Source organism: Pseudomonas sp. HP_14 (assembly GCF_055283875.1).
In genome coordinates this window covers 1-13294 of sequence record NZ_JBTOQI010000005.1, presented here as the reverse complement: position 1 = coordinate 13294, position 13294 = coordinate 1, and the positions used below count along the sequence as shown (strand labels likewise).

Annotated in this window: 9 protein-coding genes and 1 pseudogene; 5 read left to right on the top strand and 5 right to left on the bottom strand. The window is 58.0% G+C overall.

The window, feature by feature from the left end; translation table 11 throughout:
- Positions 1–172 precede the first annotated feature (172 nt).
- The 4 genes and pseudogenes from ACYASS_RS05215 to mrdA form a co-directional block, all read right to left on the bottom strand.
- Positions 173–937 carry a methyl-accepting chemotaxis protein gene (locus tag ACYASS_RS05215; protein ID WP_463585450.1) on the bottom strand — a complete coding sequence of 255 codons (765 nt, stop codon included), beginning with the start codon at positions 935–937 and terminating at the stop codon, positions 173–175.
- A gap of 93 nt (positions 938–1030) precedes the next feature.
- Positions 1031–2062 (bottom strand): annotated as a pseudogene (locus ACYASS_RS05210) (HAMP domain-containing protein); the annotation flags it as partial.
- A 406-nt stretch (positions 2063–2468) separates the two neighbouring features.
- Positions 2469–4187, bottom strand: coding sequence for a ubiquinone-dependent pyruvate dehydrogenase (poxB, locus tag ACYASS_RS05205; RefSeq protein ID WP_463585327.1), 1719 nt, complete (start codon positions 4185–4187; stop codon positions 2469–2471).
- Positions 4188–4605: 418 nt separating this feature from the next.
- Positions 4606–6495 carry a penicillin-binding protein 2 gene (gene mrdA / locus ACYASS_RS05200; RefSeq protein WP_463585326.1) on the bottom strand — a complete coding sequence of 630 codons (1890 nt, stop codon included), beginning with the start codon at positions 6493–6495 and terminating at the stop codon, positions 4606–4608.
- A 443-nt stretch (positions 6496–6938) separates the two neighbouring features.
- Here mrdA and ACYASS_RS05195 point away from each other — a divergent pair, with 443 nt between their 5' ends.
- Genes ACYASS_RS05195 through ACYASS_RS05185 form a run of 3 tightly spaced genes read left to right on the top strand, consistent with a single transcriptional unit; the run spans position 6939 to position 10680 of the window.
- Positions 6939–7688 carry a gluconate 2-dehydrogenase subunit 3 family protein gene (locus ACYASS_RS05195; RefSeq protein WP_463585325.1) on the top strand — a complete coding sequence of 250 codons (750 nt, stop codon included), beginning with the start codon at positions 6939–6941 and terminating at the stop codon, positions 7686–7688.
- A 5-nt stretch (positions 7689–7693) separates the two neighbouring features.
- Positions 7694–9457: a GMC family oxidoreductase gene (locus ACYASS_RS05190; RefSeq protein WP_463585324.1), complete on the top strand. Its 1764-nt coding sequence runs from the start codon at positions 7694–7696 to the stop codon at positions 9455–9457.
- Positions 9454–10680 (top strand): c-type cytochrome, encoded by a 1227-nt coding sequence (locus ACYASS_RS05185; RefSeq protein ID WP_463585323.1) that lies wholly within the window; start codon positions 9454–9456, stop codon positions 10678–10680. The genes ACYASS_RS05190 and ACYASS_RS05185 overlap by 4 nt, the downstream gene beginning before the upstream one ends.
- A 635-nt stretch (positions 10681–11315) precedes the next feature.
- Here the strand turns inward: ACYASS_RS05185 and ACYASS_RS05180 are convergent.
- Entirely contained in the window at positions 11316–11687 is a 372-nt protein-coding gene (locus tag ACYASS_RS05180; protein WP_463585449.1) for a winged helix-turn-helix transcriptional regulator, read from the bottom strand.
- Positions 11688–11818: 131 nt separating this feature from the next.
- Here ACYASS_RS05180 and ACYASS_RS05175 point away from each other — a divergent pair, with 131 nt between their 5' ends.
- Together ACYASS_RS05175 and ACYASS_RS05170 are read left to right on the top strand one after the other, a co-directional pair.
- Positions 11819–12676 carry an SDR family oxidoreductase gene (locus tag ACYASS_RS05175; RefSeq protein ID WP_463585322.1) on the top strand — a complete coding sequence of 286 codons (858 nt, stop codon included), beginning with the start codon at positions 11819–11821 and terminating at the stop codon, positions 12674–12676.
- 157 nt (positions 12677–12833) lie between these two features.
- Positions 12834–13142 carry an RcnB family protein gene (locus ACYASS_RS05170; protein WP_463585321.1) on the top strand — a complete coding sequence of 103 codons (309 nt, stop codon included), beginning with the start codon at positions 12834–12836 and terminating at the stop codon, positions 13140–13142.
- Positions 13143–13294: the final 152 nt, after the last annotated feature.

The window sequence follows — 13294 nt, the reverse complement described above, 5'->3', positions numbered from 1 at the left end:
GGAAGCGGTAATCCGTCATACCTGCCAGCCCGGGTCGCCTCTTTCGCGGGCAAGCCCGGCTCCCACAGTTAGCCATTAACCGGTGGGAGCCGGGCTTGCCCGCGATGGGTCTGGCGCAAGTATCAGGCAGGCCGCAACCGGCTTTTTCGGCTGCGGCACCGCCCAAGCATGTTCAGATCCGGAACGTCCCCACCAGATGCTGCAAGCGCGCCGCTTGTTCTTCCAGATACGAGCAGGCATCCAGGGTCAGCTTGAGGTTATCGACGCCTTCCTGGTTGAGGGTATTGATCTGGGTAATGTCGACGTTGAGCGACTCCACCACCGCCGTCTGCTCTTCGGTAGCAGCCGCCACCGACTGGTTCATATCGTTGATTTCGTCGATACGACGCGTCACGCTGCTCAGCCGCTCGCCCGCCTGATTGGCGACGGTCACGCTGCTTTCACTCTGACGCTGACTTTCGGTCATGGTGACCACGGCTTCGCGCGCGCCCACCTGCAGTTCCTCAATCATCTTCTGCACTTGCTGTGCCGAGTCCTGAGTCCGGTGCGCCAGGTTACGAACCTCGTCGGCAACGACCGCAAAACCACGTCCAGCCTCGCCCGCTCGTGCTGCCTCAATGGCCGCGTTAAGCGCAAGCAGATTGGTCTGTTGGGAGATACTGGTGATCACTTCCAGAATCTGACCGATGTTGACGGTCTTGCCATTGAGGTTTTCGATGTTGGCGCAGGACTCGCTGATCTTCGCCGACAGTTCGTTCATGGCGTTGATCGTCTGTTGCACGACTTTCTGACCGTCACCGGCCAACTGGCTGGCATCGGCAGACTGCTGGGAGGTACGTGCTGCGTTCTGGGCAATTTCCTGGGCGGCAGCGCCCAGTTCGTTGATCGCCGCCGCAACACTTTCAGTGCGATTGGCCTGTTGATCAGAGTTGGTCATGGATGAATTGGAGGCTTTGACCACACGCATCGCCACCTCGCCCAACTGACCGGCAGTCGACGCCACCTCACGGATAGAGCCGTGAATACGCTCGACAAAGCGGTTGAAGGACTGTGCCAGCTCACCAAACTCGTCTTGAGTGGTGATCGCCAGACGCTTGGTCAGGTCGCCCTCACCGTCTGCGATGTCACGCATCGCACGGCCCATCTGGTGCAGAGGTTGCATCAGTACACTGATCAACATTCCCAGCAGCAGAATAATGATCACCACCGAAATCACCATGGCGGTGATGGCCGAGGTGCGGAACTCGCCAAGCATTGAGTACGCCGCGTCCTGATCCAGAACCAGCGCGACATACCAGTTGGCCGAGGAAACACCCTCAACCTTGGTCAGCGACATGATTTCCGCCTTGCCGGCAGACTGGATCTCGCTCACGCCCGCGACGATTTTTGGAGTGTCGGCTGGGTAGGCTTCGCTGATGTTCTTCAGAATCAGTTTGCTGTCCGGGTGAATCAGAATCTTGCCATCGCCGCTGACAATAAATGCATAACCATGCCCACCGAAGTTCAGCGAGTTAATGGTTTTGGTAATGCTGTCCAGAGAAATATCAGCACCGGCAACGCCAATGAACTGATTCTGATAGTTAACCGGTGTTGCCAGTGTCACGACCAGCTTGCCCGACGAAGCGGCAATGTACGGTTCGGTCACGATAGTGCCGGGCGCATTTTGTGCGGCCTTGTACCAGCCACGAGCGCGAGGGTCATAATCCGCCGCACGATTGCCTGCTGGCACGGAGAACATTACGCCGTCGATGCCGCCGAAATAACTCAGCTGAAAGTTGTCGGTATAAGCGGCAATACCGATTGAACGCTGCAAATCAGGAATCGCCTTGCCGTCAGCCGAAATGCGCTGCGCCATGGACTGCAGCAGCTGCGTGCGGCTGTCCAGCCAGGTCTGGATGTTCTGGGTCGTCAAGCCGCCGAGTTGTTGCAGTTCAGCGAATACATTCGACTTTAAAGTCTGGCGTTGTCGATAATCGTTAACAACGATAAAACAGGTAAAAGCAACAACGACCACCAGTGCGGCGGCGAGCAGAATTTTTCTGCTGAAACCCAGACTTTTCATCATGACAGGTACTTCCATACAAAAGAGTTACTACGGCGCACGCTTGTTCACTGAAACAGTGAACGCAATGCGGCGTTTTTACGGGCTCTTTGAGTAAAAGGAAAGTGCCCCGAACAAATATATTTATTGGATCCAAATAGTCGGACGTATGACAAGTTAGTTAACGATGAATGGTGACATATACTTGGTTTTAAGAGCTAAAGATTTTACAGGTTCTGCCGAAGGCGGAAAATACCAGCGTTTCAGAAAACATTCAGTCTTCCAGATTAAACCCAATCCTGTAGGAGCTCACCGAGGTTACGAGGCCAGCGATGGCGGCGTGTCAGACAAACCGCTATCGCTGGCCTCATAACCTCGGTGAGCTTCTACAGGTCCACTGTTTGCGTATCAGGTATACAAGGCAGGATTACCGCAAATTGGTCTTCACCAACTCAAAGACCTCATCACCTCGCCCGCCCAATACGGCGCGCATCATGTACAGGCTGAAACCTTTGGCCTGGGCCAGTTTGATTTTCGGCGGAATACCCAACTCCTGTTTGGCGGTCACTACATCCAGCAATACCGGGCCAGGATGATCGAACGCTTTACGCAACGCAGCGGGCAGCTCTTCTGCACTCTCGACACGAAGACCCAGAATGCCTGCACCCAGCGCAATCCCGGCGAAGTTGGTCTCGAACAGGTCGGTGCCATGGGGAACATAACCACTGGCTTTCATTTCCATGTCGACGAACCCCAGCGAGCTGTTGTTGAACACCACCATTTTGATGGGCAGATCCAGCTGCCGCACGCTTAACAGGTCGCCCATGAGCATTGACAGGCCCCCGTCGCCGCACAGCGAGATAACCTGACGATCAGGATGGGCTGCTTTCGCCCCCAACGCCTGAGGCATGGCATTGGCCATCGAGCCATGATTGAACGACCCCAGCAGACTGCGCTTACCGTTCATGTGCAGGTAACGTGCAGCCCACAACGTCGGCGTACCAACATCGACGCTGAAAATCGCATCGGCATCCGCCTGCTCATCAATCAGACGGGTCAGGTACTGCGGATGGATCGGGTTGCCCGGCGCAGATGGCGTGGCCAGGTCATCCAGCCCTTCCCGCGCTTTCGCGTAGTGCTTGAGGGCTTTGTCGAGGAAACGGCGGTCCTCCTGGCGATTCAATCTTGGCAGGAGCGCAGTGAGGGTTTCCTTGACGCCACCGGTCAACCCCAGGTCGATCGGCGTACGTCGCCCAAGGGCGGTGGGATCGATATCGATCTGGACGATTTTAGCGTCGGTCGGATAGAAGTTCCGGTACGGGAAACTACTGCCCAGAATCACCAGCGTGTCGCATGACAGCATGGCGTGGTAACCGGAGCTGAAGCCGATCAACCCGGTCATGCCGACATCGAACGGGTTGTCGTATTCCACGTATTGCTTACCGCGCAAGGCATGCACCACTGGCGCGCCGAGCCGGTCAGCCAGGGCAACCATTTCTTCGTGGGCTCCGGCGCAGCCTGCACCGCACAACAGGGTGACGGCTTTGGACTCGTTAAGAATGTCGGCCAGTTGCTGAATGTCCTGCTCACTCGGCGTGACGCTCGGCGGCGCGGTATCGACCCACTTGGCGAGCGCATCCGGGGCATCGCTCAGCGCCACATCGCCTGGCAAGACGATGACGGCGACACCACGCTGACCGATAGCGGCGCGCATGGCTCGCTCCAGCACTCGGGGGAATTGTTCCGGCGTGCTGACCAGCTCGACGAAATGGCTGCACTCCTTGAAAAGTTCCTGAGGATGGGTTTCCTGAAAGTAGCCCAGACCTACTTCTGAAGACGGGATATGTGCAGCGATAGCGAGCACCGGCACCTGATTGCGATGGCAGTCGTAAAGGCCGTTGATCAGGTGCAGGTTGCCCGGTCCACAGCTACCCGCACAGACCGCAAGTTTGCCGGTGCTCGCCGCTTCAGCTCCGGCGGCAAAGGCTGCGACTTCTTCGTGACGGGTGTGCATCCAGCGGATGGAACCGAGCTTTTCCAGGCTATCGGTCAGCCCGTTCAGACTGTCACCGCTCACCCCCCAGATCCGGTTGACGCCAGCACTGGCGAGGGTTTGAGCGAGGTGATCGGCAATGGTTTTGGACATGCTGGTTTCCTTGTCGAGACAAATGGAAAACGTAGCCGGAGTCTTGGCACGCATCAGTGATCGACAGGCTGTGCGGCGTACAGTTCAGCCTGTGACACAGGTCGATCTGTGCAACGCGGGTTACCTGTGGGCGGTGCTCGCCAGAGAGACAAGCACCGAAGCTTACTGAACGTACCGCGGTGCACTTATCACGGCTCAATGGTAGGCGCGAACTTGTTCGCGAGGCGTCAGACCTGAATCACCGCATCAAGCCCTCTCGCCAACAAGTTGCCTCCTACCCGACAGCGCGCTCCACACGGTAGGCGCGAACTTGTTCGCGAGCATCAGACCTGAATCACCGCATCAAGCCTTCTCGCCAACACGTTGCCTCCTACCTGAACCCGCAGTCAGCATGGGTGGCCGTGCCCATGCTGACAACCTATACATGGGGCTCACCCGGTTTGGCCGGTGCCGCATATTGCGGTTTCAACTTGCCGTCCTTGTCCAGCAGCCAGGCATCAAGGATTTCCCTGACGACAGGACCTGCGACCCGACCACCTGCTTCGCCATTCTCGATCATGACCGCGACCACAATCTTCGGGTGATCAGCCGGTGCAAAGCCGACAAACAAGGCATTGTCGCGGTGGCGTTCGAGGGTCTTGGCGCGGTCATAACGCTCGCCCTGCTTGATCGCCACGACCTGCGCCGTACCACTTTTACCCGCGATGCGGTATTGCGCGCCTTGAGCCGCGGCACGGGCAATGCCGCGCGGGTCATGCATCACCATCTGCATACCGATGTTGACCTGGTTCCACTCGTTGGGATCGTGCAGCACGATGTTCGGCATCGGGTGCTCGTCCACTGGCGCACGGTCGCCCACTTCCATGGCCAGGTGCGGGCGTACCCACACACCTTTGTTGGCGATCAGGGAAGTGGCCTGAGCGAGTTGCAACGGCGTGACCTGCATGTAGCCTTGGCCGATGCCGAGAATCACCGTCTCACCCGGGAACCAGGTCTGGCGCCGCGTCGCCCGCTTCCACTGGCGCGACGGCATCAACCCTGCCGACTCTTCAAACATGTCCAGCGAGACCTTCTGACCCAGGCCAAACATGGTCATGTAGTCGTACATGCGATCAATGCCGAGCTTGTGCGCGACGGTGTAGAAGTAGGTGTCGTTGGAACGCATGATTGCGGCGTCCATGTCCACCCAGCCATCACCGCTGTGGTTCCAGTTACGGTACTTGTGATCGAAGTCCGGCAGCTGGAAATAGCCGGGGTCGAAGACTTTGGTCGAGGCGTTCACGACACCGGTATCAAGCCCGGCGATGGCCACTTCCGGCTTGATCGTTGAACCCGGCGCATACAGTCCGCGCAGCACGCGATTGAACAGTGGCCGATCGATTGAGTCGCGCAGCGCGGCGTACTCCTTGAAACTGATCCCGGTCACGAACAGATTCGGATCGAAGCTTGGCTTGCTGACCATCGCCAGCACCTCGCCCGTCGCCGGGTCCAGCGCCACGACTGAACCACGGCGATCACCCAGCGCCTCCTCTGCGGCTTCCTGCAGATGAATATCGAGGCTCAAAGTGATGTTCTTTCCGGGTGTCGGATCGGTATGTTTAAGCACGCGCAATACCCGTCCCTGCGCGTTGGTTTCCACTTCCTCGTAGCCGACCTTGCCGTGCAACTCGGACTCGTAAAAACGCTCGATACCGGTCTTGCCGATGGACTGAGTGCCGCGGTATTCAACGGAATCCAGCTGCTTTGCTTCTTTCTCGTTGATCCGGCCGACGTAGCCAATGGAATGGGCAAAGTGCGCCCCCAGCGGGTAGTGCCGGACGAACTGCGGCTCAACGTCGATACCCGGCAACAGGTACTGATTGACGGCCAGCACGGCGATCTGCTCTTCAGTCAGCTCGTACAGCAAGGTCACAGGTTCGAACGGGTGACGCACTTGCTTGAGGTCTTTGTCGAAGAGGATGCGTTCTTCCTCGGGGAGTTTGAGCAAGACCATCACTTCATCGATGACCTTGTGCCAGTCCCCTGCCCGCTCGCGGGTCAGCGTCATGTTGTAGCTGGGCCGGTTATCCGCCAGCACCACACCGTTACGGTCATAAATCAGGCCGCGCTCGGGAGCTATTGGCAGTACATGGACGCGGTTATTTTCAGAGATGGTCGAGTGATAGGCGAACTCGGTGACTTGCAAGAAATACATCCGTGCAATCAGGCACGCACTCAAGACACTCACGAGCAACGCGCAAGCGATCAGCCGCCGGTTAACCAGCCGCGCATCTTTCTCGTGGTCTTTCAAAGGAATGGGATCGGGCATTTCTACAGCTTCTCGATGGATGACTAAAACGGATGCTGGCCGCACAGCACAAAAGTTGTGAGTAAAGATTTCTAAATGCGACAGGGTGCGCACGATACCAAGAAGTGCCCGTTTAGTGAGGATTGTCTTGTCCAACCGGCATGAGCGGTCGTCAATGAGCCGTAGATTGTTACTTCTCGCGCAACAGTAATTTGTGAAATGAGTGCGGCGAAACGTTTAGCAACATATCTATGATGGCGGAACGTGCGGAAAAGATGATCTCGGAATCTGGCTATTGCCTGCCTAGCATGCACTGCCCAGCTGCGGCCTTGCCAGAGACCTAATGTCACACCCTCGCGTGAGCTTTCATTTGTCCCCCAGTCGGACAAACACCGTGTATTGACCGCGAAACGTCAGCTATGGATGGGACACCTTCCCGTCGTAAGCGTTCGCAGGAGCCCTGAATGACTGACCTACCTCCCAAAGGCCTGACCCGCCGCCAACTGCTCGTGTCTTCCGCCACCACCCTGGCAGCCGGTGCCGCCGCCAGTGCCAAGGCCGCCACCCTGACCGGCGTACCGCAATGGGTGCCTTTTGACCATAACGGTCCGATGCACTACGAAACACCCGGCTGGCAATTCTTTACTGCCGAAGAAGCCCGGGAAGTCGAAGCCATTGTTGAGCGTCTGATCCCGGCTGACGACCTGAGCGTCAGCGGCAAAGATGCCGGATGCGCCGTATTCATCGACCGCCAGTTGGCAGGCGAGTACGGCACTTTTGATCGCCTGTACATGCAGGGCCCGTTCGAAAAAGGCACGCCGATGCAGGGCGATCAATCGCCACTGGTGCCCCGTGAGCGTTATCGCCTGGGCATCGCCGCCCTGACACGCTACTGCCAGCAGCAACACCAGAAAGTCTTCAGCGCCCTGAGCAATGAAGAGCGCGACAAGGTCCTGACCGATCTGGAAAAAGGCGCCATCGAGCTGGAAGGCATCGATGCCAAGCTGTTCTTCCAGCAGGTGCTGGGCAACACCATGGAAGGCTTCTTTGCCGACCCCGTGTACGGCGGCAATCGCGACATGGTGTCGTGGAAAATGATCGGCTTCCCCGGTGCCCGTTATGACTACCGCGATTACATCGGTCGGCATAACCAGAAACTCGACCTCACACCGATATCGATCATCGGCAGCTCCGCCTGGCAAAAGAAGGGTTAATCGTCATGGCTAGAAAACTACCTTCCACCGATGTGGTGGTTGTCGGACTCGGCTGGGCCGGATCTATCATTGCCAACGAACTGGCCGATGAAGGCTTGAGTGTTATTGGCTTCGAACGCGGCCCGTGGCGCGACACGGCAGCGGACTTCAACATCGCTTCCGCCACTGACGAATTGCGCTACGCGCGCCGTCAGGATCTGATGCTGCGCACCAAACAGAACACGTGCACCATCCGCAATAACGTCACCGAAAAGGCCTTGCCCATGCGCAGCTGGGGCTCTTTTCACCCCGGTAACGGGACCGGCGGCGCCGGCAACCACTGGGCTGGAATTGCCTTTCGCTTTCAGCCTGAAGAGTTCCGCCTGCACAGCCACCTCACCGAGCGTTACGGCAAAGAGCTGCCCGCCGAGTTGACCCTGCAGGACTGGGGCACTGACTGGGAGGAAATGGAACCGTTCTATACCAAGTTCGACCGTCTGGCCGGGGTTTCCGGCAAGGCTGGCAACATCAAGGGCGTGATTCAGGAAGGCGGCAACACCTTCGAAGGTGCGCGTTCGGAAGAATACCCGAACCCGCCTACTGAACAGACCTATGCGCCGGTTTTGTTCGCCGAAGCGGCGAAGAATCTGGGCTACAAGCCCTTCCCCGTACCCTCGGCACTGGTGTCCCGGGCTTACACCAACTCGCTGGGCGTGACCATGGGTGCCTGCACCTTCTGTGGTTTCTGCACCAACTACGGCTGTGCCAACTACTCCAAGGCCAGTGCGATCACCACGGTACTGCCGGTGCTGATACGCAAGCCGAACTTCACCGCCAAGACCAATTGTGAAGTGCTGCGCGTGACCATGGACAGCACCGGCAAACGCGCCACCGGGATCATCTTTGTCGATGCCAATGGCGATGAGTTCGAGCAACCTGCCGATCTGGTGGTCATCAGCGCGTTCATCTTTGAAAACGTCCGTCTGATGCTGCTGTCCGGAGTGGGCAAACCTTACGACCCGGTGACCAACACCGGTACGACCGGCCGTAACTATGCCTACCAGACCGCCAACAACGTGCGCCTGTTCTTCGATGACAAGAACTTCAATCCGTTCATCGGCGGTGGTGCGATTGGCATGGGCATCGATGAATTCAACAACGACAACTTCGACCACTCCGGCCTGGGTTTCGTCGGCGGCGGCAGCACCCGAGTTACGCCCATCGGCGCAGCGCCCATCGAATCGCGCCCAGTGCCACCGGGCACCCCGACCTGGGGTTCGCAATGGAAGCAGGCAACCGTCAAGAACTACGCCAACAGCATGTCCATCGGCTGTGAAGCGAGCAGCTACTCGATTCGCGGCAACTACCTGTCGCTGGACCCGACCTACAAGGACCCGCTGGGGCGCCCCTTGCTGCGGATCACCTTCGACTTCCCGGAAAACGACCGCAAGATGGCCGCTTATGTGACCGGCAAGGTCCACGAGATCGCCAAGAGCATGAACCCGGTGCAAATGGTCGACAGCGCCCAGACCGGGCACTGGAACAGTTCGCCGTATCAGTCTTCGCACATCGTTGGCGGTTTCATCATGGGCGCGGACCCGAAAAACAGTTCGGTGAACAAATACCTGCAGGTCTGGGATGTACCAAACCTGTTTGTGGTGGGCTCTTCGGCCTTCCCGCAGAACCCTGGCTACAACCCCACCGGCACCGTCGCGGCACTGGCCTTCAAAGCCGCTGATGCGATTCGCACCCGATATTTGAAGCGCCCAGGGGAGATGATCCCAGTATGAAGACTCTTCTCTCTGTCTGTGTCGGCGTACTGGGTCTGACCCTTAACGTCGCACACGCTGGCACCGGTGCCGACTCGTACAACCTGGTGGAACAAGGCCGTTATCTGACCACTTTGGGCGACTGCACCGCCTGTCATACCCTGCCCGGCAAACCGGCCTTCTCCGGTGGCGTGGTACTGGATACGCCGTTCGGCAAACTGTTGGGGGCGAACATCACGCCCGATCCGGTCACCGGTATTGGCCGGTGGACGTTCGAGGATTTCCAGAACGCCATGTCCAAAGGCCACGGGCTGGACGGCAAGCGTTTGTACGGGGCAATGCCGTACACCGCGTACACCAAGGTGACGCGTCAGGATAATCAGGCGATCTGGGCCTATCTGCAAACGCTGGATGCGGTGGACAACAAGGTTGAAACCAACCAGTTGCCCTTCCCGTTCAACGTGCGCACCAGCTTGCTGGCGTGGAACCTGATGAACTTCAAGGAAGGCGAATTCAAAGCCAACCCGCAGAAGTCCGAACAGTGGAACCGCGGTGCTTATCTGGTAGAAGGTCTGGGGCATTGCGGTACCTGCCACACGCCCAAAGGCTTGACCGGGGGTGACAAGAACGATCAATTCCTGACCGGGGCCAACCTGCAGAACTGGGTTGCGCCGAACATCACCGCCGACGCCCACAGTGGCATTGGCAAGTGGACCGAGGAAGACATCGTCAAGTACCTGAAGACCGGTGCCAATCGTTTCGACATTGCCTCCGGTCCTATGGCCGAGGAAGTCGAGCATTCATCGCAGCACTGGAAGGATGCCGACCTGATGGCCGTGGCGGTGTACCTCAAGGATGGCGCGAAACCGGCTGCACCACCCAAGGCGCTGGACGCGAAAGATCCGGCCATGCTCGCAGGCAAAACCATCTATGCCGACCGCTGTTCAGCGTGCCACGTGGGCAATGGTGAAGGGACAGAAAACCTGTTCCCGAAACTGGCGATGGCCCCACTGGTCAACAGCGCGGACCCGTCGTCGATGATCCGCGTGATACTGGCGGGCAGTCGCGCCGGAGCCACCGATGCTGCGCCGACCGCACCGGCGATGCCTGCACTGGGTTGGGCATTGTCCGATGACAACGTCGCTAACGTACTGACTTACGTGCGCAACAGTTGGGGTAACGCCGCCCCTGCTGTGTCCAGCGCTGACGTGAAAGCGGTCCGAGAGGCACTGCAACCGAAATAACCGATTCACCTCCCCTTTGCCCGGCCTCTTCGTGTCGCCGGGCATTTTTTTGTCTGGGTGAAGCTCAAAGAATCCCGCAGATCCTGTGGGAGCGGAGCTTGCTCGCGATACATAAGACGCAGCTAGACGACATACCGCGTTATCGTTTATCGCGAGCAAGCTCGGCTCCCACAAGCTACTGCCACATCAAACAGTAATCAGGTCAATCTGGCTGAATCCACTTCTTCCCGCGCCGCCATGATGCTGCCCGGCCTCGTCATGTCGCCTTTTGCCCGAGTGAAGCTCAAGAAATCCCGCGGATCCTGTGGGAGCAGAGCTTGCTCGCGATGCATAAGACGCAGCTAGACGACATACCGCGTTATCGTTTATCGCGAGCAAGCTCGGCTCCCACAAGCTACTGCCACATCCAACAGTAATCAGGTCAGTCTGGCTGAATCCACTTCTTCCCGCGCCGCCATGATGCTGCCCGGCCTCGTCATGTCGCCTTTTGCCCGAGTGAAGCTCAAGAAATCCCGCGGATCCTGTGGGAGCGGAGCTTGCTCGCGATGCATAAGACGCAGCTAGACGACATACAGCGTTATCGTTTATCGCGAGCAAGCTCGGCTCCCACAAGCTACTGCCACATCAAACAGTAATCAGGTCAATCTGGCTGAATCCACTTCTTCCCGCGCCTGCATGATCCTTGGCAAGTTATCCTCGATCCAGTTCGCCAGACTTTCGACCTGCTGCGCCACTTCTTCACCCAGCGGGGTCAGGCGGTATTCGACATGGGGTGGTACCACCGGCAACGCTTTGCGCTCGACGAAGCCATCACCCTCCAGATGCTGCAACGTCTGCGAAAGCATCTTCTCGCTCACGCCGCCAATCTTGCGCCGCAGCTCACTGAAGCGGTGCATTCCGCTGCGCAGTACTACCAGCACCAATACGCCCCAGCGGCTGCACACGTGATTGAGCACGATTCGCGAAGGACAATCAGCCGCCATCAACTCGCCCGCCCGCGCGTCCATCACTGCTGCGAGCAATGAACGGCTTTGCTGCTCTGACCCATTCATGACACTTACCTTTTTGTACGTACTTACGAAAGGTTAGCATCATGTTTATGCTCTGGCTTCCCTTAAATACATTCAAGGAACCGAGCATGTACGTCATTACTGGAGCGACCGGTCAGTTGGGCCGTCTCGTTATTGAAAAACTGCTGGCTAGCGTTCCCGCAGGGCAAATCATCGCCGCCGTGCGCAGCCCGGAAAAAGCTGCTGACCTTGCCGCATTGGGCGTACAGGTGCGTCACGCCGACTACTCTCAAGCCGCAACACTGGAAAGCGCCTTCAAAGGTGCCGAGAAAATTCTGCTGATTTCATCCAGCGAAGTGGGTCAGCGTACCGCCCAGCATCAAGCCGTCATCGATGCGGCAAAGCGTGCCGGCGTAAAACTGCTCGCCTATACCAGCGTTCTGCATGCCGACACCTCATTGCTGGGCCTGGCAGAAGAGCACCGCCAGACCGAAACTGCGCTGCGGGCGTCAGGTATACCTTTCGTGCTGCTGCGCAACGGCTGGTACACGGAGAATTACACGGCGGGCATTCCTGCCGCGCTGGAACATGGCGCAGTGTTTGGCAGTGCGGCCGATGGCCGTATCAGCTCGGCAGCGCGCGCCGATTACGCGGACGCAGCCGTTGCAGTATTGACCTCGGCTGAGAATCAGGCCGGTCGCGTCTATGAACTGGCGGGTGACGACCTCTATACGCTGAGCGACTTTGCCGCAGAAATATCGAAACAGGCCGGCAAAACCGTGCCCTATACCGACCTGCCACAGGCTGATTTTCAAGCGGCACTGGTTCAAGCAGGCCTGCCAGGTTTCGTTGCTGATCTGCTGTCGGACTCGGACGCGGCGGCCGCCAAGGGCGCGCTGTTCGATGACAGCCGCCAATTGAGCGCTTTGATCGGCCGCCCGACTACGCCGCTGGCCAGCACCGTCGCCGAAACACTGAAGAGTTAAGAACACAGATGCTCGCCCTGCGCCGTCAGGGCGAGCACTGGTTCACGAATCAACGACCCCAACGGCCATCACCGCACAATCAAACCGAATGATTTTTTTCGTCAGTTGTCCTAGAGCTACGAACAGAGCATTACGCACTGAGCCATAGGAGCTGTATATGAAGAGCAAATCACTCGTCGCCTGTCTGGCAATTCTTGGCTGCGTTTCTGTGACCAGCCTGTCAGTCCAGGCCGCCGATGCCCCAGAGCCGACCATTGAAAAGTCCAAAGACAACATGCATGAGCTGGAGCTCGGCTCCCGTGCACCTGAGAAATTCCGCCGCACTGAAGAAGGTCTCAAAGACTGGAGCAAACGCGGCCTGAAAGAACCGGCCAAAGAATCCCAGTGGGTGCAGATCCACGACAAATATGTGCAGGTACAACTCACCAACGGGCAGATCACTGAAATCGTGCCGGTGAAGAAGTAAGCACACTGGACTTGTAGGTCAGGCCCCGTGCTTTGCGGCAAACATTGAACCCTGTAGGAGTGAGCTTGCTCGCGATACGTTCTATCTGTCGATAAGTTATCGCCTGACCTGACGCTGTCTCTTATACACATCTCCGAGCCCACGAGACCATA